General features: G+C 67.5%; 21 protein-coding genes. 10 read left to right on the top strand and 11 right to left on the bottom strand.

Annotated elements, in window-relative coordinates; all coding sequences use genetic code 11:
- Positions 1–220: 220 nt before the first annotated feature.
- The 3 genes from FK527_RS08020 to msrA form a co-directional block, all read right to left on the bottom strand.
- A complete protein-coding gene (locus tag FK527_RS08020; protein WP_425460427.1) occupies positions 221–697 on the bottom strand; it encodes a hypothetical protein in 477 nt (158 codons plus the stop codon).
- Positions 698–733: 36 nt separating this feature from the next.
- Entirely contained in the window at positions 734–1531 is a 798-nt protein-coding gene (locus tag FK527_RS08015) for an enoyl-CoA hydratase-related protein (protein WP_246072722.1), read from the bottom strand.
- A 69-nt stretch (positions 1532–1600) separates the two neighbouring features.
- Positions 1601–2140 carry a peptide-methionine (S)-S-oxide reductase MsrA gene (gene msrA / locus FK527_RS08010; RefSeq protein WP_144732184.1) on the bottom strand — a complete coding sequence of 180 codons (540 nt, stop codon included), beginning with the start codon at positions 2138–2140 and terminating at the stop codon, positions 1601–1603.
- 358 nt (positions 2141–2498) lie between these two features.
- On the opposite strand from msrA, the gene FK527_RS08005 reads away from it, so the two are divergent.
- The gene (locus FK527_RS08005) at positions 2499–3209 is read left to right on the top strand and encodes a protein-L-isoaspartate O-methyltransferase family protein (RefSeq protein WP_144732181.1); all 711 of its coding nucleotides are present in this window, start codon (positions 2499–2501) and stop codon (positions 3207–3209) included.
- A 36-nt stretch (positions 3210–3245) separates the two neighbouring features.
- Here FK527_RS08005 and FK527_RS08000 read toward each other — a convergent pair whose 3' ends face one another.
- Positions 3246–4091 (bottom strand): fumarylacetoacetate hydrolase family protein, encoded by an 846-nt coding sequence (locus tag FK527_RS08000; protein WP_144732179.1) that lies wholly within the window; start codon positions 4089–4091, stop codon positions 3246–3248.
- A 195-nt stretch (positions 4092–4286) separates the two neighbouring features.
- On the opposite strand from FK527_RS08000, the gene FK527_RS07995 reads away from it, so the two are divergent.
- The 3 genes from FK527_RS07995 to FK527_RS07985 all read left to right on the top strand — a co-directional run bounded on the left by FK527_RS07995 (position 4287) and on the right by FK527_RS07985 (position 6566).
- Positions 4287–4913, top strand: a complete 627-nt coding sequence (locus FK527_RS07995) for a chromate transporter (RefSeq protein ID WP_144732176.1) — start codon at positions 4287–4289, stop codon at positions 4911–4913.
- Positions 4910–5506, top strand: a complete 597-nt coding sequence (locus FK527_RS07990) for a chromate transporter (protein ID WP_144732173.1) — start codon at positions 4910–4912, stop codon at positions 5504–5506. The genes FK527_RS07995 and FK527_RS07990 overlap by 4 nt, the downstream gene beginning before the upstream one ends.
- A gap of 91 nt (positions 5507–5597) precedes the next feature.
- Complete coding sequence (locus tag FK527_RS07985; RefSeq protein WP_144732170.1) at positions 5598–6566, top strand: aldo/keto reductase; 969 nt, start codon at positions 5598–5600, stop codon at positions 6564–6566.
- 43 nt (positions 6567–6609) lie between these two features.
- Here FK527_RS07985 and rlmB read toward each other — a convergent pair whose 3' ends face one another.
- Positions 6610–7359 (bottom strand): 23S rRNA (guanosine(2251)-2'-O)-methyltransferase RlmB, encoded by a 750-nt coding sequence (gene rlmB, locus FK527_RS07980; RefSeq protein WP_144732167.1) that lies wholly within the window; start codon positions 7357–7359, stop codon positions 6610–6612.
- A gap of 130 nt (positions 7360–7489) precedes the next feature.
- Between rlmB and FK527_RS07975 the strand changes: the two genes are divergently transcribed.
- The 5 genes from FK527_RS07975 (at position 7490) to FK527_RS07955 (ending at position 11824) form a co-directional block, all read left to right on the top strand.
- A complete protein-coding gene (locus FK527_RS07975; protein ID WP_144732164.1) occupies positions 7490–8098 on the top strand; it encodes a TetR/AcrR family transcriptional regulator in 609 nt (202 codons plus the stop codon).
- Positions 8095–9246, top strand: coding sequence for an efflux RND transporter periplasmic adaptor subunit (locus tag FK527_RS07970; protein ID WP_144732161.1), 1152 nt, complete (start codon positions 8095–8097; stop codon positions 9244–9246). The genes FK527_RS07975 and FK527_RS07970 overlap by 4 nt, the downstream gene beginning before the upstream one ends.
- Positions 9243–10442, top strand: a complete 1200-nt coding sequence (locus FK527_RS07965; RefSeq protein WP_144732158.1) for an ABC transporter permease — start codon at positions 9243–9245, stop codon at positions 10440–10442. The genes FK527_RS07970 and FK527_RS07965 overlap by 4 nt, the downstream gene beginning before the upstream one ends.
- A gap of 4 nt (positions 10443–10446) precedes the next feature.
- Positions 10447–11157: an ABC transporter ATP-binding protein gene (locus FK527_RS07960; protein WP_144732155.1), complete on the top strand. Its 711-nt coding sequence runs from the start codon at positions 10447–10449 to the stop codon at positions 11155–11157.
- A gap of 292 nt (positions 11158–11449) precedes the next feature.
- Positions 11450–11824, top strand: coding sequence for a hypothetical protein (locus FK527_RS07955; protein WP_144732152.1), 375 nt, complete (start codon positions 11450–11452; stop codon positions 11822–11824).
- A 139-nt stretch (positions 11825–11963) separates the two neighbouring features.
- Here FK527_RS07955 and bioF read toward each other — a convergent pair whose 3' ends face one another.
- The 6 genes from bioF to FK527_RS07925 form a co-directional block, all read right to left on the bottom strand.
- Entirely contained in the window at positions 11964–13205 is a 1242-nt protein-coding gene (bioF, locus tag FK527_RS07950) for an 8-amino-7-oxononanoate synthase (protein ID WP_144732149.1), read from the bottom strand.
- A 103-nt stretch (positions 13206–13308) separates the two neighbouring features.
- The gene (gene bioD, locus FK527_RS07945; protein ID WP_144732146.1) at positions 13309–14040 is read right to left on the bottom strand and encodes a dethiobiotin synthase; all 732 of its coding nucleotides are present in this window, start codon (positions 14038–14040) and stop codon (positions 13309–13311) included.
- On the bottom strand, positions 14037–15377 hold the full coding sequence (bioA, locus tag FK527_RS07940) for an adenosylmethionine--8-amino-7-oxononanoate transaminase (protein ID WP_484083222.1): 1341 nt from the start codon (positions 15375–15377) through the stop codon (positions 14037–14039). The genes bioD and bioA overlap by 4 nt, the downstream gene beginning before the upstream one ends.
- 204 nt (positions 15378–15581) lie before the next feature.
- Complete coding sequence (locus tag FK527_RS07935; RefSeq protein ID WP_144732140.1) at positions 15582–16487, bottom strand: SH3 domain-containing protein; 906 nt, start codon at positions 16485–16487, stop codon at positions 15582–15584.
- 130 nt (positions 16488–16617) lie between these two features.
- On the bottom strand, positions 16618–17517 hold the full coding sequence (xerD, locus tag FK527_RS07930; RefSeq protein WP_144732137.1) for a site-specific tyrosine recombinase XerD: 900 nt from the start codon (positions 17515–17517) through the stop codon (positions 16618–16620).
- 70 nt (positions 17518–17587) lie between these two features.
- Positions 17588–18550 carry a tripartite tricarboxylate transporter substrate binding protein BugE gene (locus FK527_RS07925; RefSeq protein ID WP_144732136.1) on the bottom strand — a complete coding sequence of 321 codons (963 nt, stop codon included), beginning with the start codon at positions 18548–18550 and terminating at the stop codon, positions 17588–17590.
- 186 nt (positions 18551–18736) lie between these two features.
- On the opposite strand from FK527_RS07925, the gene FK527_RS07920 reads away from it, so the two are divergent.
- The gene (locus FK527_RS07920) at positions 18737–20905 is read left to right on the top strand and encodes a peptidase U32 family protein (RefSeq protein ID WP_246072721.1); all 2169 of its coding nucleotides are present in this window, start codon (positions 18737–18739) and stop codon (positions 20903–20905) included.
- The last annotated feature ends 1 nt before the right edge of the window (position 20906 follow it).

Below are 20906 nucleotides of genomic sequence, written 5' to 3'. Positions count from 1 at the left end.
CTAGGAGCCTGTCGGACTTTGGAATCGTCGGCTGCGAATGCGCCGCAGCGGCCCACTTTTCACCGGCTTCTTGCCCCATAGTCCCGCTATGGGGCGGCGAATCCGGCAAAAACTGGCCTCGCCGGGGCACATTCTCGCTATCGACGCCCAAAGTCCGACAGGCTCCTAGCGCTTATGTACCAAGCGCTAGAAGCTATTACAAATGGAGCAAATGGAGTATTCAGCGCGCCGGCGGGCCGCGCGCGTGGAACGCTGCGGCATGGCGCGCCACAGGCGCGACGCGGCAGGGCAGCGCGGGAGCGCCCGGCGGCAGCGCCGCTGGCAGGACGAGCGCAGCTGCGTGCAGCGCCTGCCCGAGCGCGAGCTGGTCGAGCAGCTGGCAGTCGGCCGTCGTGTGCTGCGGCAGCAGGCGCCGCAGTGCTTGAGAAAAGTCTTCTTCGGCGACGGCTGCGCCAGGCGAGATCGCAGTCGCCGCCTCAGCCCCAAGCGCTGCGCCAGCGCCGCGCGCATCGGGCGCGTGCGCGTGCTGCGCTGCCACCAGGTCCGCTGGCCCGGCGTGCGGCGCGAAGTGCAGCACCCTGTGCAGCTGGCCCACGGTGGACACGAGCACCAGGGCCAACAGCAGCCATGCGAGCGCAGCATGGCGCACGCGCCCCGCCCCGCGCTGCGCGGCCCTCGGCTGCTGAGTTGGGTGCATCAAGGCCACGGCTTCGCCCAAGCTACGTATTTCGCGTCAATGAAAGCGCGGCGCGCGCTTTTCGAGAAAGGCGTGCAGGCCCTCGCGCGCATCCTGGCTGCGCGTGCACTCCTGCAGCAGCGCCTGCTCGAGCGCCATCTGCGCCTGCAGGCCGCGCTGCGTGGCGCCTTCGCACAGGTGCTTGATCTTGGCCAGCGACCCCCTGGGCGCAAGCGCAAGGTGCGCGCACAGGGCCTCGGCGCGCTGCGCCAGCTCGGCGTCGGGCACGACCTCATCGACCAGCCCCATGGCGAGGCATTGGCGCGCATCCATCGCATCGCTGAGCATGAACAGCTGGCGTGCGCGCATCGAACCCACGCGGCGCGTGACGAAATACGAAGCCCCCATGTCCGGCGACAGGCCCAGCGCTACATAGCCCGTGCGCAGCTTCATCGACGCCGCGGCCAGCGCAAAATCGCCGCACAGCGCCCAGCCCACGCCGCCGCCGCCGACCGGGCCGTTGATCGCCGTGACCACGGGCGCAGGCAGCTGCGACAGGCGCATGAGCGCCGGGTGCGCGATGTCCACGAGCGCGCGCAGATACGACTCCAAGGTCTCGACATGCGCGCGCATCTCGGCGATGTTGCCGCCGGCGCTGAACAGGCCGCCGCTGCCGCTGAGCAAGACCACGCGCGGGTGCGCCGCGGCCACCTCGTCCACCGCCCGCGCGAGCGCTGCCGTGGACGCGAGCGCGAGCGTGTGCGGGCCGTCGCTGCGGTCGAACACGATGCGCCCTATGCCCTGCGCGACGCTCCAGCGTATGGTGTCCACGGTTTGCTCCATCACTTCATGCATGTTTGTCTCCTCTTTTTGGCTGGGGCGCCACCGCATGGCGGCGTCTGAGCGCTGGGCCAGCCCTTGGTCTCAAGGTTTCAGGTAGCGCGCAAAGGTTTTGCGGAACTTTTCCAGCTTGGGCGCGATGACGAAGGCGCAATAACCCTGCTGCGGATGGCGCGCGAAATAGTCGCGATGGTAATCCTCGGCGGGCCAGAAAACAGTCATAGGCTCAACCTCGGTGACGATGGGCGCAGCGAACACGCGCTGCGCCTCGAGTTCACGGACCAGGGCGCGCGCGGCCTCGCCGTGCTCGGGGCGTTCGTAATAGATGCCGCTGCGGTACTGCGGCCCCACGTCGTTGCCCTGGCGGTTGGGCGTGGTGGGGTCATGGGTGGCGAAAAAGATTTGCAAAATGTCACGCACGTCGATCTGCGCCGCATCGAACGTGACACGCACGGCCTCGGCATGCCCCGTCGTACCCGTGCAGACCTGCTCGTAGCTCGGCTGCGGCACGTGGCCGTTGCAATAGCCGCTTTGCACGGCGACTACGCCACGTACACGCTGAAAAACGGCCTCGGTGCACCAAAAGCAACCTCCAGCCAATGTGATCGTTTCTGTCGTCGTCATGAATCAAACCCTCCAGGCCACCCTTGGCGCCCAAGGAAAATCCCATGGCTACGGCGGCTTTGGCTTTATCTATTGCTCCGGCCCTCTGAAGTTTGAAGGAATCCTACGATTTCCCCTTGAGAAAACGCTGAAAAACTTATGACTTCACAGGGCCGGATCTATAGGACATTCTCGCTTTCGACGCCCAAAGTCCGACAGGCTCCTGGGGAGCACCACCAGCGCTCGATTATCACCACCCACCTTGGTGCAGGCCCTTCTTCGAGCATCGCATGCGCCGCTTTTAGAATCACGGCATGGCATGCGGCTGCATGCGCGCAAACCGCCACCCCTTCTTCGGAATCCACCCTGGTATCCACCCATGACCCTGCCCCTGAACACCACCGTCGACGCGAATGACCCCATCGTCCGCGCCCGCTTCAACATGATCGAGCAGCAAATCCGCCCCTGGAACGTGCTCGACGAGCAGGTGCTCGCGCTGCTCGAGCAGGTGCGCCGTGAAGACTTCGTGCCGCCGGCGTACCGCGCCATGGCGTTCATGGACACCGAAATCCCGCTGTTCGGCGAGCCCGAGCAGGCCCTGCGCCTGGGCCGCTGCATGCTGCCGCCGCGCGTGGAGGCGCGCATGCTGCAAGACCTGCGCCCCCAGCCCGGTGACCGCGTGCTCGAGGTCGGCGCAGGCTCGGGCTACATGGCGGCGCTGCTGGCCAGCTGCACGCAGCAGGTGGTGTCGCTCGAAATCGTGCCCGAGCTCGCCGAGTTCGCGCGCCGCAACCTGCAGCGCGCCGGCATCGCCAACGCCCACGTGCGCGTGGCCGACGGTGCGCACGACGCCCTGCCCGAAGGCCCGTTCGACATCATCGTGCTGAGCGGTTCGGTGGGCGAAATCCCGGCGCGGCTGCTCGACCAGCTGCGCCCCGGCGGGCGCCTGGGTGCGATCGTGGGCGACGAGCCCATCATGCGCTTCACGCTCGTGCGCCAGGTCGAAAACCGCTTCGAAGCCAGCCAGCCCTGGGACTGCAACGCGCCGCGCCTGCTCGGCTTTCCCGAGCCCGTGGCGTTCGAGTTCTGAAAACCGCGCACTGCGCGGGCATGCAAGCAGGCAGCGTCAATCGGCGATGCAGATCTGCGTCTGCTCGCCCAGCCCGTCGGCGCCCAGGCGCATCACGTCGCCGGGCTTGAGGAACCACGGCGTGGGCTTTTGCCCCAGGCCTACGCCGTGCGGCGTGCCCGTGAGCACGATGTCGCCGGGTTCGAGCGACATGAACTGCGTGATGTAGGCCAGCACCGTGGGCAGGTCGAAGATGAAGTTGCGCGTGTTACCGTCCTGCACGCGCTGACCGTTGACTTCGAGCCACAGGCCGACCGCGTGCGGGTCGGGCAGCTCGTCGCTGGTCACGAGCCACGGGCCTATGGGGGCGAAGCTGTCGTAGCTCTTGCCCTTGTCCCACTGGCCGCCGCGCTCGCTCTGGTAGGCGCGCTCGGACACGTCGTTGGCAAGCACGTAGCCGGCCACGTGCTGCAGCGCGGTGTCTTTGCGCACGTGGTTCGCGCGCGTGCCTATGACCACGCCCAGCTCCACCTCCCAGTCGGTCTTTTGCGCGCCGGGCGGGATGCGCACCGGGTCGTTCGGGCCGCTCAGTGCGGTGATGGCCTTCATGAACAGCACGGGCTCGGCCGGAATGGGCATGCCGGCCTCCCTGGCGTGGTCGGCGTAGTTCAGGCCCACGCAGACGATCTTGCCCACCCCGCCCACGGGGCAGCCCAGGCGCGGCTCGCCCTCCACGGGCGGCAGACGGCTTGCGTCGAGCGCGGCCAGCGCGGCGAGCGTGCGCGGGCTGAGCTGCGCCGGCCCGAGGTCAGGCAGCAGCATGGACAAGTCACGCAGCACGCCCTGCGCATCGACCAGGCCCGGGCGCTCTGCGCCGGGCGCACCGTAACGGATCAGCTTCATCGTTCGGTCTCCTCCAGATGCAGCGCGCCGTGATTGCAGCCGTCACGGCGCGCAAAAAATCACGGCACAAAGCCGTGCCGCCGCTGCAGCTTACCATTCACGCGCGCTTGCTGCGGCACTGCTTCATGTAGTCCTTTTTTGGTAGCTGCTAGCGCTTGATGGCTCTCTGTAAATGGCTTATTTCATTACCAACAAATGAATCCCCATCCACCCCCAGCACAAGCGCCCGACGCGGCGCCCGCGCGCCCGCGCGACCCTGCCGATCTGTTCTGGTCGTTCACCTGGCTGGCCCTGCAAGGCTTTGGCGGCGTGGTGGCCGTGGTGCAGCGTGAACTGGTCGAAAAAAAGCGCTGGCTCAGCGCCGAGGAGTTCGTCGAGAGCTGGGCCGTGGCGCAGATCATGCCGGGGCCGAACGTGGTCAACCTCGCGCTCATGGTGGGCGACCGCTACTTCGGGCTGCGCGGCGCGTTCGCGGCGATGGCGGGGATGCTGCTGTTTCCGCTGCTGCTCGTGCTGGCGCTGGCCGTGCTGTATGCGCACTTTGCCGCGCACCCCGCCGTCGCAGGCGCGCTGCGCGGCATGGGCGCGGTGTCGGCAGGACTGATCGCGGGCACGGGGCTCAAGCTCGCGCGCAGCTTGCGCGCGCATCCGCTGGGCCCGAGGTGGTGCGGGGTGTTCGTGGCGGCCACCTTCGTCGCCATGGTCTGGCTGCATTGGCCGCTCGTCTGGCTGCTGCCCACGCTCGGCGGCCTGGCCTGCGTGCTGACCTGGCGCAAGCTGCCAGCGCCGCAAGAAGAAGCGGACGCGAAAGTGCTGCCATGAGTGCCCCGCTGCTGCACCTGCAGCCCGCCGACTGGCTGCAGCTTTTCCTCTACTACGCCTCGGTGTCGCTGCTCGCCGTGGGCGGCGCGATCGGCACGGCGCCCGACATGCACCGTTTTCTGGTCGTGCGCCAAGGCTGGCTCAGCGACGCGCAGTTCAGCGCCTCGATCGCGATCGCGCAGGCCGCGCCGGGGCCCAATGTGCTGTTCATCGCCCTGCTCGGCTGGAACGTGGGCCTGAATGCGGGCGGCGCGGGCGCGCAGCGCTGGGCCCTGGCCACCTTGGGGCTGCTGCTGGCCATGCTGGGCACGCTGCTGCCCAGCACCACGCTGACCTGGCTGGCCACGCGCTGGGCGCAGCGCAACCACACACGGCGCAGCGTGCGCGCGTTCAAACAGGGGCTCGCGCCGGTCGTGATCGGGCTGCTGCTTGCGACGACCTGGCTGCTTGGCAGCGCGCACGGCTCCATCGCCCGCGCCTGGCCGCTGTGGCTGCTGACCGCGCTGGCCACCCTGCTCGTGTGGCGCACGCGGCTACATTTGCTGTGGCTGCTGGGCGCGGGTGCTGTGCTCGGCGCGCTGGGCTGGGTTTGATACAAATCGGTGCACGCCGGCCGCATCTGCTGCAACAATGTGCGGCCACGATGGTGCACCGTAGTTTTCACTACTTACCAAGGAGATCGCCATGACCACACCCCCTTTGCGCCCGCTGGGTCGCTCCGGCCTGCAGGTTTCGCCGCTGTGCTTCGGCGGCAACGTGTTTGGCTGGACGGCCGACGAAGCCACCTCGTTCTCGCTGCTCGACGCCTGGGTCGATGCGGGCTTCAACTTCGTTGATACCGCAGACATGTATTCAAGCTGGGTGCCGGGTCACCAGGGCGGCGAGTCCGAGACCATCATCGGCAAGTGGCTGCGCAAAAGCGGCAAGCGCGACCGCATCGTGCTTGCCACCAAAGTCGGCAAAGAGATGGGCGAGGGCAAAAAAGGCCTGCGGTCCGCGTACATCCGCGCCGCCGTCGAAGATTCGCTGCGCCGCCTGCAGACCGACTACATAGACCTGTACCAGGCGCACGAAGACGACCCCGACACGCCGCTGGCCGAAACGCTCGAAGCCTTTGCCGCGCTCATCAAAGAGGGCAAGGTGCGCGCGATCGGCGCCTCGAACTACAGCGCACCGCGCTTTGCCGAAGCGCTCGAGACCAGCGTCGCGCTGGGCCTGCCGCGCTATGAAAGCCTGCAGCCGCTCTACAACCTCTACGACCGCGCGGTGTTCGAAGACGCGCTGCGCCCGATCTGCCTCGCCCATGAAATCGGCGTGATCAACTACTACGCCCTCGCCTCGGGCTTTCTGAGCGGCAAGTACCGCAGCGCCGAAGACGCGGCCAAAAGCCCGCGCGGCGCGGGCGTCGTGGCGCAGTACCTGAACCCGCGCGGCCTGCGCATCCTGGCCACGCTCGACGAAGTGGCGGAACGCTACCAGGCCACGCCGGCCCAGGTCGCGCTGGCCTGGCAGCTGGCACAACCCGCCATCACGGCGCCGATCGTGAGCGCGACCTCGCTTGCCCAATTGCAGGAACTGGTGGGCGCCGCGCAGCTGCAACTCGACCCCGACGCGCTCGAAGACCTCACGCTGGACAGCGCCGAAGGCGTGTGAACACAAGCCGCCGGGGGCCGCGCCCACGAAGCGCTGGCGCAACTCACGCCGAGCGCTGGCGCAGCGCCTCGTACAGGCACACGCCGCTCGCGACCGAGACGTTGAGACTCTCGACCGCGCCGCGCATGGGGATGTGCACGAGCGCGTCACAGGTCTTGCGCGTGAGCTGGCGCATGCCCTGCCCTTCGGCCCCGAGCACCAGCGCCGTGGGGCCGCGCAGGTCGGCCTGGTAGAGCGACTGCGGCGCGTCGTCGCTCGTGCCCAGCACCCAGATCGCGCGCTCCTTGAGCTCACCCAGCGTGCGCGCAAGGTTGGTGACCATGAAATAAGGCACGGTCTCGGCCGCGCCGCTCGCGACCTTGGCCACGGTGGCGTTGATGCCCACGGCGTGGTCTTTGGGCGCAATCACGGCGTGCGCGCCCGCGCCATCGGCCACGCGCAGGCAGGCGCCGAGGTTGTGCGGATCCGTCACGCCGTCGAGCACGAGCAAGAGCGGCGGCGCGCCGCCCGCGGCTTCGAGGCCGTCGAGCAGATCGTCGAGCGAGCGCGCCTGCGCGAGCGGCTGCACGCGCGCCGCCACGCCCTGGTGGCCTTGCGTGCCCGCGAGCCGCGCGATGCGCAAACCATCGGCCTCGATCAGCCGCACGCCGGCGGCACGCGCGCGCTCCAGAAACTGGCGCATGCGCGCATCGCGGCGCGTGGCCTCGTAAAACACCTCGACGATGGACTCGGGCGCGGTCTTGAGACGCACGCCCACGGCATGGAAGCCGAACAGGACTTTGGGGCTGGACATGGGGCGAATTATCGGGGCGCGGCTTTGTCTCATCTTTGCGCTGCCTGAAAGAACGCCCCAAAGTGCCCTCTCGGCAATCCTGCCTCGTGATAAGATAGCAATAACTTACTCACTTTTGCACCCGCAAACAATGAGCGTACGCCCCCAGTATCTAACGGCCGACGAGCGGCGCGCAGCCACAGTCCAGGCAGTGGTGGACCTGGCCGCCGAGCGCAACCCCAGCGACATCACGACCACAGCCATCGCGCAACGCATGGGTTTGACCCAGGGGGCGCTGTTTCGCCATTTCCCGACCAAGGAGGCCATCTTGCTGGCGGTGATGTCCTGGGTCACGGAGCGCCTGCTGGCGCGAGTGGACAAGGCGGCAGAAGGCGCGGCGTCCCCGGTCGCAGTCCTCGAGGCGGTCTTCATGACGCATGTCGACTTCGTGACCGAGCACCCCGGCGTGCCAAGGATCATCTTCGGCGAGCTGCAGCGGCCGGGAGAGACCCCTCCCAAGCAAATGGTGCAGTCCTTGATTCGCTGCTATGGCGAGCGGCTGCGCCGCCAGATCGAAGCCGGCAAGGCGCTGGGTGAACTGGATGCAGGACTGGATGTGGATGCTGCCGCCACTCTGTTCATTGGCACCATTCAGGGCTTGGTGATGCAGTCGCTGCTGGCGGGCGATGTGGCGCGCATCCGCCGTGACGCGCCGGGCGTGTTCGCCATCTATCGCCGCGGGATAGGGAGCATCCAATGAGATTCCCCCGCTTGCAGCGCCGCACGCTTGCACTGGCTGCGAGCATGGCGCCACTCGCGCTGTTGTTCATCTACGTCGCCCTGCGCTCGGGCCCACTGGCGCCAGTGGCGGTGACGGTGACCACCGTGCAGCAGCGGACCATTGCACCCGCTTTGGCGGGCATAGGCACGGTGCAGGCACGCTATACGTACAAGATCGGCCCGACCTACGCTGGACGAATCAAGCGGCTGGACGTGCATGTGGGTGACGCGGTCAAGACGGGTCAAGTGCTGGGCGAAATGGACCCGGTGGACCTGGACGAGCGCATTGGCGCACAGCAGGCCGCGATCAAGAGCGCCCAGGCCGCCTTGCGACAAGCCGAAGCCAAGCAAACTTTTGCGCAAACGCAGGCAAGGCGCTACGAGCAACTTTGGGCCCTGCGTGGCACCAGCGAAGAAAGTACCGCCATCAAGCGGCAAGAGCTGGCGGTGGCCGATGCAGCGCTTGCAGCGGCGCGCGAGGATGCCAGCCGCACGCGCGCCGAATTGCAAGCCTTGCGCGCGCAGCGCAGCAATCTCCGGCTCATGGCTCCTGCTGCCGGACTGGTGACTGCACGCCATGCGGACCCTGGTACGACGGTGGTGGCGGGCCAGGCGGTCGTGGAGCTCATCGACACTGCGAGCCTGTGGGTCGATACGCGCTTCGACCAGGTCAACGCCGAGGGCCTGGCCGCCGGCTTGCCTGCCCGCATCGTGCTGCGCTCGCGGCGCGGCCAGACGCAGCCAGGCCGCGTGCTGCGAATCGAGCCTCAAGCCGACGTGGTGACGGAAGAAACGCTGGCCAAGATTGTCTTTGACTCGCCGCTTTCACCACTGCCGCCGGTGGGGGAACTGGCCGAGGTCACCGTGCAGCTGTCCGAACTGCCCGCCGCGGCGACGATTCCCAACGCCGCCATCCGCACGCTCGACGGCAAGCGCGGCGTATGGAAGCTCAGCGACGGGAAGCTCGCATTCATGCCGATCGCCTTCGGCCGCTCCGATCTCGATGGCCTGGTGCAAGTGGAAAAGGGCCTAGCTGCCGGCGACCAGTTGGTCGTATACAGCGAAAAGGCCCTCACCGCGCGCAGCCGAATCCATGTGGTCGATCGCCTTCCTGGGGTGGCGCCGTGATCAGCCTGGCCGGACGCGACATTCTGCATGCCTGGGGCAAATTCGTTTTCACCGGCATCGGCCTGGGGCTATTGATTGGTGTAACGCTGACCATGGCTGGCGTGTACCGCGGCATGGTGGAGGACGGCAAGGTCTTGCTGGACAACAGCGGTGCCGACCTCTGGGTGGTGCAAAAAGACACCCTCGGCCCCTACGCCGAATCCTCCAGCATCCCCGACGATCTATGGCGCAGCATCCGCGCCATTCCCGGCGTAGCGCAGGCAGCCAACGTCACTTATCTGACCATGCAAGTGGGCAAGGACGATGAGGACGTCAGGGCCATGGTGGTGGGCATCACCGCGGGCGAACCCGGCATTCCGGGCTGGCCGCCCTATCTCGTCGCCGGGCGCCAGATCACCCGCGGGCATTACGAGGCCGTGGCAGACCTCGCCACCGGCTTCCACCTTGGTGACGTGCTGCGCATCCGCCGCAACCGCTACACCGTGGTCGGCCTGACGCGCCGCATGGTGTCGTCAAACGGCGACCCGATGGTGTTCATTCCCCTCAAGGACGCGCAGGAGGCACAGTTCCTCAAGGACAATGACGCCATCCTGATGCAGCGCCGCCGCACCAGTGCCAACCCGGCCTTCAACCGCCCCGGCGTACCGGATCTGCTGGACGCGGTGGTGCAATCGCAAACCAGCAACAACTCCGTCAACGCCGTGCTGGTGCGCATCCGGCCCGGCTTCACGTCGCAGGAAGTGGCTGAACCGATCCGCCGTTGGAAACGCCTCACGGTGTACGACCGCGCGCAGATGGCAGACATCCTGATCGGCAAGCTGATCGCCACATCGGCGCGGCAGATCGGCATGTTCTTGGCGATCCTGGCCCTGGTCAGCGCGACCATCGTGGCCTTCATCATCTACACGCTGACCATGAACAAGATCCGCGAAATAGCCGTGCTCAAACTCATCGGCACGCGCAACCGCACCATCGCCGCCATGATCATGCAGCAGGCGCTGGTGCTTGGCGTGCTCGGCTTCGCCGTGGGCAAGGTCGCGGCCACATTCGCTGCGCCTCTGTTCCCGAAGTACGTGTTGCTGGTGCCGATCGATTCGGTCGTGGGTTTCTTCATCGTGCTCGCAATCTGCGTGTTGTCCAGCATCGTTGCCATTCGCATGGCGCTCAAGGTCGATCCGGCTGAAGCCATTGGATGAGAGCATGCGCACAAGAGGCATCCGCATTGAGAATCTGAGCAAGCGCTTCGGCAAAGGCGACACTGCCGTCCTCGCCTTGAAAGACGTGAACATGCAGGTCGCGCCGGGCGAAGTGGTCGGCCTGATCGGCCCTTCCGGTTCGGGCAAGAGCACCCTGCTCAAGTGCCTGGGCGCGGTGATCGACCCGACATCCGGCCGCATGACCCTGGACGACACGGTGATCTACGACGATGGCTGGAAGGTGCGCGACCTGCGCGCCTTGCGCCGGGACAAGATCGGTTTCGTATTCCAGGCGCCTTACCTCATCCCGTTTCTGGACGCCAGCGACAACGTGGCATTGCTGCCGATGCTCGCTGGCGTGCCCAATGACCAAGCGCGCCAGCGCGCGCTGGAACTGCTGACGGCGCTGGATGTGCAGCACCGCGCCCGCGCCATGCCCGCGCAGTTGTCGGGCGGCGAACAACAGCGCGTAGCCATCGCCCGCGGCCTGGTCAACCGGCCGCCGGTGATCCTGGCCGACGAACCGACCGCGCCACTGGACTCACATCGCGCCATGGCCGTGATCCGCATCCTGAACGACATGGCCCAGCGGTTCGAGACCTCCATCGTCGTCGTCACCCACGACGAAAAGATCATCCCGACTTTCAAGCGCATTTACCACATCCGCGACGGCGTGACCCACGAAGAAGTCGGCGAAGGGCGCAGCTTCACCTGACCGGAACAAGCCGGGGGCACACGGCACACACATACAGGTATCGGCGGCCTTGTCTTATCGATACGCCAAGCTGGCCCTACCGAACCTGCCATGCGGGCCTCATACGGGGCAGCAAATGGTCTTGCCCAGCGGAAGAAGGACTACCATTGGGCCGGGATGCCCAGACCGGTCGCCACCAGCCCGGATTCCGGTGCATGCCGTGACAAGCAGAAAGAAGCCGGGCGCCCTCGCCGAATGGGTTGCGGCGACTGTAGCCCACCACGAAACAACCCAAAGCCTTCAGGAGTTTGTGATGCACAAGAAAGCATGGATTACCGGCGCCCTGACCGCCGCCCGTTCCTTGACTGCTGCCCTGTCCTTGGCCGCCGGACTGGCTGCCGCGGCCGATCCGCAGCCTGTCATCTACGGCAGCCAGCTCATGACGCAGCAGGAGCGCGATGCCTACCGCACCCAGATGCGGGCCGCCAAGACCGCGGAGGAAAGAGAACAACTGCGCCAGGAACACCATGAACGCATGCAGGAGCGCGCCAAAGCCCAAGGCGTGACGCTTCCCGACGAGCCGCCCGCGCGTGGCGCCGGCATGGGCCCCGGCGGTGGTGGCATGGGGCCGGGCGCCGGTATGGGGCCCGGTGGAGGCATGGGGCCCGGTGGCGGTCGCAACCGCTGAGCAGCTCCCCCGCTGCGCCTCCTGCCCATCTCACCGCGTGTATGCACGCCGTGAGAAGCCATTCGGCTCGTTTTCCACCAAGGCCTGCGCCAGCAGGGTGCCGCGCGGTGCTGCGGGGCAAACTCCTTGCCGGCACCCGTTATCCTGCCGCCCGCGCAATGCCCTCCAAGGCATCGACCAGCCGCTGCACGTCGTGCGCCGTGTGAGCGGCCGAGAGCGCGATGCGCAGGCGCGCGGTGCCCGCGGGCACCGTGGGCGGGCGGATCGCGGGTACCCACAGGCCTTGCTGGCGCAGGCTTTCCATCGCGGCCAGGGCGCGTGCGTTGTCGCCGATCACCAGGGCCTGCACGGGCGTGCGCGCATCGAGCAGGCGCCAGCCCGTGGCGGCGTTGCACAGCGGCAGCAGACCCGCGCGCAACTGCGCCACGCGCGCCTGCAGCTGCGCGCGCAGCGCGTCGCCTTGTTCGATCAGGCGCACGCTGGTGCGCAAGGCGTTGGCCAGCAGCGCGGGCGCCGCGGTGGCAAAGGTGTAGGTGCGCGCTTTTTGCAGCAGCCATTCGATCAGCGTCGCATCACCGGCCACGAAGGCGCCGGCCACGCCCGCAGCCTTGCTCAGCGTGGCCATGTAGAGCACGCGGCGCGCCGCCTGCGCGCCCGTGAGTCCGGCCTCGGCCAGGCTGCCGCGCCCCTGCGGCCCGAGCACGCCGAAGCCGTGCGCATCGTCGAGCAGCAGCAGCGCGTCGTAGCGCTCGCACAGCGCGAGCAGCGCGCGGATGTCGGCCACGTCGCCGTCCATGCTGAACACGGCGTCGCTGATGACGAGCTTGCGCCGCTGCGTGCTTTGCGCCAGCGCCTGTTCGAGCGCCGCGAGGTCGGCATGCGCGTAGCGGTAGATCTGCGCGCCCGACAGGCGTGCGCCGTCGATCAGGCAGGCGTGGTTGAGCGCGTCAGAAAACAAGGCGTCGCCGGGGCCGACCAGCGCCGGGATGATGCCCGTGTTGGTGGCGTAACCCGCATAGAAATAGAGCGCGCGTGGGAGCTGCACGAACGCAGCGAGCTCTTGCTCGAGCGCGGCGTTGGCGACGCTGTGGCCGCTGACCATGGGCGAGCCGCCCGCGCCCACACCATAGGTCCAGCTCGCATCGCGCGCGGCCTGCGCGAGCGCGGGGTGCGTGGCCAGGCCCAGGTAGTCGTTGCTGCAAAAGGCCAGCATGAGCGTGCCATCGACCCACAGCTGCGCGCCCTGCCCGGGCATGGTGACGCGGCGCTGGCGGCGCAGCTGCGCGCGCTCGATCTCGGCCAGGCGCGCGGGGATTTCATCGATCCAGGAAGTGGGCGTAGAAGGCTCTTCGGCGGCGGGCGGCGTTTGCGAAAAAGGCATGGAATTTTGGCTTTTTGCTTCTTTAAGCATAGCTGCTTGCGCTTATTGGATAAGCACTAGCAGACGTTTTTTCAGATAGTTTTTAATATCAAAACAATAGCAATCAGCGCAGCCACTCTGCCGGAAGTGCAAGTTCTACGGCGGCGTTTTGCGGCTGCGCCAGGTAGTCTATGCGGCCCAGTAGGGGCGCGTTCAGGTGGCGGCGCAAGTAGGCGACGTTGTCTTCCACGGCGGCCATGTCGGGGTCGATCTGGTTGCCCACCCAGCCCGCGAGCGGCAGGCCGCACGCGCGGATCGCCTGCGCCGTGAGCAGCGCATGGTTCAGGCAACCCAGGCGCAACCCGACCACGAGCACCACGGGAAGGGCGAGCGCCTGCGCCAGGTCGGCGATGGTGCAGTCCTCGGCCAGCGGCACCAGAAATCCGCCCGCGCCTTCCACGACCACGGCGTCGGCGTGCGCGCACAGCGCCGCGTAGCTGGCCTGCAGCGCGGGTACGCTGATGCGCACGCCCGCGCGCTCCGCGGCCAGGTGCGGCGAGAGCGGGTCGGGCAGCAGCACGGGGTTGTCGAGCGCGGGCGGCACGGCCACGGTGGAGGCGGCGCGTAGCTGCAGCGCGTCTTCGCTCGCGGGGCCTTGCGGCGTAGGAATGGTGCCGGCGGCCACGGGCTTCATGCCGACCACGCGCGGGTAGTGGCGCGCGAGCGCGCGCAGCAGCGCCGCGCTGACCAGCGATTTGCCCACGCCGGTGTCGGTGCCGGTGACGAAGCAGGCGAACGCAGGTGAGGGCACGGGCTGCACGCGATGCGCCGTGGTCGTGTGCGAGGCGCCGCTCATGCCTGGCCCTCCTCGGCCAGCGTGGCTTCGAGCGCACCGAGCGCGCCGCGCGCGAGCCAGTCGATCGCCTCCTCGTCCATCACGTAGGGCGGCATGATGTAGAGCGCGTGCCCTATGGGGCGCAGCAGCACGCCGTGCGCGAGCGCGTGGTGGTGCAGGCGCTGGCTGAAGTCGCTCAGGCGCGTTTGCACGTCCCAGGCCCAGATCATGCCTTGGTGGCGCGCATGGCGCACACGCGGATGCGCGGAAAGCGGCGCGAGCGCCGTGCTGATCTGCTGCGCGAGCGCCTGGTTGCTCGCTATGGCGTGCATTTGCCCAAAAAGCTCCAGCGTCGCGAGCGCCGCGCGGCACGCGAGCGGGTTGCCGGTGTACGAGTGCGAATGCAAAAAGCCGCGCGCCACCTCGTCGTCGTAGAACGCCTCGTACACCGCATCGGTCGTGAGCACCACCGACAGCGGCAGCGTGCCGCCCGTGATCCCTTTGGAGAGGCACAGAAAATCCGGCCGTATGCCCGCCTGCTGGTGCGCAAACAGGCTGCCCGTGCGCCCGAAGCCCGTGGCGATCTCATCGACCACCAGGTGCACCTCGTAGCGTTCGCACAGCGCGCGCGCTTCGCGCAGGTACAGCGGGTCGTACATCGCCATGCCGGCAGCGCACTGCACCAGCGGCTCGAGGATCAGCGCGGCGGTTTCGGCATGGTGCGCTTGCAGCCACGCCTCGAGCGTGCGCGCGCAGCGCCGCGCCACATCAGCCGCGCTCTCGCCGGGCTGCGCTTGGCGCGCGTCCGGGCTGGGCACGGTGGCGCCCAGGCGCACGAGCGGGGCGTAGGCAGTGCGGAAGATGTCTATGTCGGTCACCGCCAGCGCGCCCACGGTTTCGCCGTGGTAGCCGCCCGCAAGGCCGACAAAGCGGCATTTTTCGGGCCGGCCGGCGTTGCGCCAGTAATGCGCGCTCATCTTGAGCGCGATCTCGGTCGCCGAGGCACCGTCGCTGCCGTAAAAGGCGTGGCCCAGCCCGGTCAGCTCGTGCAGGCGCTGCGACAGCTCCACCACGGGCGCGTGCGTGAAGCCCGCGAGCATCACGTGGTCGAGCTGCGCAAGCTGCTCGCGCAGCGCCGCCTGGATGTGCGGATGGCTATGCCCGAACAGGTTGACCCACCAGGAGCTCAGCGCATCCAGGATGCGCCGGCCCTGGTAGTCATAAAGCCACACGCCGGCAGCGCGCTGGATCGACACCAGCGGCACCGCATGCGGGCCGGCGTGCTGCTTCATCTGCGTGCAGGGGTGCCAGACGTACTGCAGGCTGCGCTGGGCCAGGGTGTCGTGGGGGGAAGGCAAAGGCGCAGGCGACTGGGATGATGCGGAAGGAGGAAAAGAGGCGGACATGGATGCAAAAGTGAAAACGTGCACAACGGCGAAGACACCGCGCAGTGTAGAACCGCTGCCTGCACAGCCGTGGCGTCGCCGGCTGCAGATACGCTGCAGGGCAAGCCGCAGCGACGCGCGGGCCGCAATGGTGCGTATCAGCGACCAACGGCGCCCTCAATGCCCACGGTTTCCGAAGCCGGGGCTCTCGCGTTCTGCGCCAGGGTTGCCGCGCTCGGGCCCAGGGCTTGCGCGTTCCGGTCCGCGGCCTTGACCAGGGTTTGCACGCTCCGGCCCGCGGCCTTCGTGGCCGGGCGGCATGGGGCGCGCGCCTTCGGGGCCGCGCGGGCCCGTGGGCGGCGCGGGACGGTAGCCGCGGTCTTGCGGGCGGGCGTCGGGAGCGTCGGGGGCGGTGCGGTACTGGCCCCGTCCTGGGGGCTCGCGGTGCTGCGGGTATTGCGGCGGCTGCATTCCAGGCACTGGCTGCGGGGGGCGCACGTGGTCTGGGCGCACGTGGTCTGGGCGCACGTGGTCTGGGCGCACGTGGTCTGGGCGCACGTGGTCTGGGCGCACGTCTGTGCGCGGCGGGCGGTAACCGGGAGGCGCAGGGCGGTAGCCGGGCGGGACGGAGTGATCGGTGCGGTAGTCGCCAGGTGGACGGCGGTAATAGCCAGAGTGGTCGTCAAAAGAGCGATGCTCCCAACGATCGCGCTCGTGGTACCAGGGGCGGTCGCGGTAGTGGTCGTGCCAATAGACGCCCAAGCTGAAGCTGATGATGCCTATGCCTATGACCGGGCCATAGTCGGGTACCGGCACGTAAGCCCCCTGGTAGGGGTAGTTGATGTAGCCCGCGTACACCCAGCCCCGGTAGGGGCCGGCGATCACGTCGCACCAGCTGTAATCGCTCAGACACCCCTGCACGTCGATGGCCAATCCCCTGCCCAGCACGACGACGACGGGATACACCTGCCCCGGCCCCGCGCGCAGGTTGACGTTGGCCGTCAGATAAGCCGCTTGCGCCTGCGCCCATGCAGGCACGGCCATGGCAGCGGCCAGCACGGCCCCGGCGGTGAGTTTTTTCATGGTGGATCCTTCATCCAAAAAAAGAGCGCCTTGCGCTTGATGGGTCTTCGCTTAAGGGCGATTTGATCTTCAATTCCATAGTGCCCAAATCCGCGCCCCTCATCCCTCAACGCCTGAGTGCAACAAGCGTTCACCCGCGCGGGTGGTGCTGGGCGTGCAGCGTCTTGAGGCGCTCGCGCGCCACGTGGGTGTAGATGGTTGTGGTGGAGATGTCCGCGTGGCCCAGCAGCAGCTGCACGGCGCGCAGGTCGGCGCCGTGGTTGAGCAGGTGCGTGGCAAAGGCGTGGCGCAGCGTGTGGGGCGAAAGCGGCGCGGTGATGCCGGCCTGCACGGCGTATTTTTTGACCAGCATCCAGAACATCACGCGCGTCATGCCGGCGCCGCGGCGCGTGACGAACAAGTCCTCGCTTTGCTGGCCTGCGAGGATCGCCGCGCGCGCGTCCTGCACGTAGCGCAGCAGCCATTCCGCGGCTTCGTCGCCGAAGGGCAGCATGCGCTCCTTCGCGCCTTTACCCATGGTGCGCAGCACGCCGTCGCTGAGCGCAATCTGGAAGGTCTTGAGGCCCACGAGCTCGCTCACGCGCAGGCCGCTCGCATACATCAGCTCAAGCATGGCACGGTCGCGCAGGCCCAGCGCGCTCGCCACGTCGGGCGCCTGCAGCAATGCCTCGACCTGCGCCTGCGTCAGCGTGCGCGGGGTGCGCAGCGGCTGGCGCGCGGCGTCGAGCCGTGCCGTGGGGTCGGCTGTGATGCGCCGCTCGCGCAGCGCCCAGCGAAAGTAGCGCCGCAGCGCCGACAGGCGCCGGTTCGCCGAGGTGGCGCGGGTTTGCGCGTGGCGCTCGGCAAAGTAGGCCTGCAGGTGCTGCTCGGCCGTGGCGTCGAGCGCGCGCGGCGGCTCCTGGCGCGCGAGCCACTCGGCGTACAGGCGCAGGTCGCGCCGGTAGGCCTCGAGCGTGTTGCGCGCCAGGCCGTCTTCGAGCCACAGGGCGTCGATGAAGGCGTCTATGGCGCTGTGGCTTTGCGCAATCATTTCAGGAGCTGCTTATGCTTATGGATACTGCACAAAAGCCGTATTTTGCTCATATTTCTTTGCTCTTTCGCTATTCGAGCGAGAGCTTTTGCTGCGCCACCACGCGCTTATAGACCTCGTACTCGGCGCGGATCTGCTCGGCGAACTGCTCGGGCGTGTTGCCGACGATGATGGAGCCCGTGTCTTCGATGCGCTTGCGCACGGCCGGGTCTTCGAGCGCCTTGCGCGTGGCGGCATGGATTTTGTCCACCACGTCTTTGGGCAAGCCCTTGGGGCCGACGATGCCGTAAAAGGCCATGCGGTTCACGGGCTCCAGGCCCACTTCCTTGAACGTGGGCACGTCTGGCAGCGCGGCCAGGCGCTGCGGCGCGGCGACGACGATGGGCACGAGGCGCTTTTCCTTGATGAAGGGCAGCGCCGAAGGCAGGTTGTCGAAGATGATGGGCACCTGCCCGGCCACCACGTCATTGAGCGCCGGCCCCGCGCCGCGGTACGGAATGTGCGTGACGAAGGTGTGGCTGAGGTTTTTATACAGCTCCATCTGCAAATGGCCTATGCCACCCGTGCCCGAGGACGCATACGAATATTTGCCCGGCGCCGCCTTGAGCGCCGCGACGAAGGACGGGTAATCCTTGGCCGGAAAGCTCGGGTGCACCGCGATGATGTTGGGCGTGGCCGCGATGTTGGTGATGGGCGTGAAGTCGGTCAGCGGGCGGTACGGCGTCTTGGGGTTGATGGCCGGGTTTGCCGCCGTGGTCGAGACCGTGGCGATGCCCAGCGTGTAGCCGTCGGGCGCAGACTTGGCCGTTTCATTGGCGCCCACGATGCCACCCCCGCCGCTCTTGTTCTCGACGATCACGCTCTGCCCCAGCGCACGCCCGAGCGGATCGGCGATCACGCGCGCAATGATGTCGGTCGTGCCGCCGGGGGCGAAGGGCACTTGCAGCTTGATGACCTTGTTCGGGTAGCCCTGCGCGGCGGCAGACCCTGCCGCGGCGGCCAGCGCCAGGGCAATCCAGGTACGACGGTGCATGAGAGACCTCCTTGCGAAACGGACGTGAATGAAACAATCATGGTACGCGCACCGCCACCGCACACCCACACGGCACGGCGGCGCAGCGCGCAAAAAAGCAAGCACCAAACCTGCCCGCGCAAATGCCCGGCAAGTCGGCGGGGGCACGTCGCATTCAGGTATTCAAAGCTGTTTACGATCCGCGCCATGTCTTTGCCTTCACACCAGCCAGGAACCTGTCGGACTTTGGGCGTCGATAGCGAGAATGTGCCCCAGCGAGGCCAGTTTTTTCCGGATTCGCCGCCTCATAGCGGGACTATGAGGCAAGAAGCCGATAAAAAATGGGCCGCTGCGGCGCATTCGCAGCCGACGACTCCAAAGCCCGACAGGTTCCTTGAACTCCTGAGCCCCGCGCGCGACGCCGACATAGGCATCGCGGCCATAGACCACGGCGCCGACGCCGTGTATATCGGCGGCCCGGCCTTCAGTGCGCGCGCCAACGCCGGCAACCCCATTGCCGACCTGGAGCGCCTGATCCGCCACGCGCACCGCTTCAACGCGCGCATTTTCATCACGCTCAACACCATTTTGCGCGACGACGAGCTCGAAGCCGCGCGGCGCATGGTCTGGCAGGTCTATGAGGCCGGGGCCGACGCGCTCATCATCCAGGACATGGGGCTGCTCGAGCTCGACCTGCCGCCCATCCAGCTGCACGCGAGCACGCAGACCGACATCCGCACGCCCGAGAAAGCCCGTTTCTTGCAGGACGTGGGCCTGTCGCAGATCGTGCTCGCGCGCGAGCTCGACTTGCAGCAGATCGCCGCGATCCGCGCCGCCACCGACGCGCAGCGCTGCACGCTCGAATACTTCGTGCACGGCGCGCTGTGCGTGGCCTACAGCGGGCAGTGCTACATCAGCCACGCGCACACCGGGCGCAGCGCCAACCGCGGCGACTGCAGCCAGGCCTGCCGCCTGCCCTACCAGGTGCTGGACGCGCAAGGGCGCTTCATCGCGCACGACAAGCACGTGCTCTCGATGAAGGACAACAACCAGAGCGCCAACCTGCGCGCGCTCATCGATGCGGGCGTGCGCAGCTTCAAGATCGAGGGGCGCTACAAAGACCTGGGCTACGTGAAAAACATCACGGCGCACTACCGCCAGTTGCTAGACGTTCTCATCGAAGACAGCGAAACATCCGCCCAACCGCTTGCGCGCGCTTCGAGCGGCCGCACGCGCTTTTTCTTCACGCCCGATCCGCTGCAAAACTTCCAGCGCGGCTTCACCGACTACTTCACGCACGGTCGCCAGCAAGACATAGGCGCGTTCGACACGCCCAAGAACCCCGGCCAGCCCATAGGCTGGGTGACGAAGGTCGGCGCGAACTTCGTCGAACTCGAAACCGAAGACGCCACCACCGTGCTGCACAACGGCGACGGTCTGTGCTACTTCGACCTGCAACAAGAGCTCATGGGCCTGGCCATCAACCGCGCCGAGCGCCTCGCAGAGCGCGGCACGAATGCCTGGCGCGTGTTCCCCAAAGACGCCATCGCCGGCTGCAAAGACCTGCGCAAGGGCACGACGCTGCACCGCAACCGCGACATGGACTGGGTGCGCATGCTCGAGAAAAAATCGAGCGAGCGCCGCATCGCCATCTGGCTGCGCCTGCAGGAAGCCGCGGATGGGCTGCGTCTGCACGCCACCGATGAAGACGGAAATACGGCCTCAGCGCAGGTGCAGCTTGCGCATGCAGCTCCCAAAGACGAAGCAAGCGCGGCGCAGCGCCTGCGCGAGGCTCTGGGCGCGCTCGGCGACACCCTCTTCAGCGCGCTCGACGTGGCGCTCGACCTGCCGCGCCCCTGGTTCGTGCCCGCGAGCCTGGCCAAGCAGCTGCGGCGCGACACCATCGCCGCACTCGAAGCCACGCGCCGCGCCGCCTGGCAGCGCCTGCCGCGCGCGCAGGCCGTGCAGCCGCCCGCACCCTACCCTGAAGACACGCTGAGCTACCTGGCCAACGTGTTCAACCACAAGGCGCGCGACTTTTACGCCAAGCATGGCGTCAAAGTCATCGCCGCGGCCTACGAAAGCCACGAGGAGGCGGGCGCAGTCAGCCTCATGATCACCAAGCACTGCGTGCGCTATGCGCTGAGCCTGTGCCCCAAACAGGCCAAGGGCGTCACGGGCGTGCAGGGCACGATCCGCGCCGAGCCGCTGACGCTCGTCAACGGCAGCGAAAAGCTCACGCTGCGCTTCGACTGCAAGCCCTGCGAAATGCACGTGGTGGGCAAAATCAAGCGTCCGGTGCTGCAGCAGGCGCGCGCCCGCCAGCACGAGGCGCCGCTGCACTTTTACACCACACGCCCGCAACAAGGCCGCTGAG

Source organism: Extensimonas perlucida (genome assembly GCF_007655255.1).
Taxonomy (GTDB): domain Bacteria; phylum Pseudomonadota; class Gammaproteobacteria; order Burkholderiales; family Burkholderiaceae_C; genus Extensimonas; species Extensimonas perlucida.
This window is presented reverse-complemented; position numbering and strand designations above follow the sequence as displayed.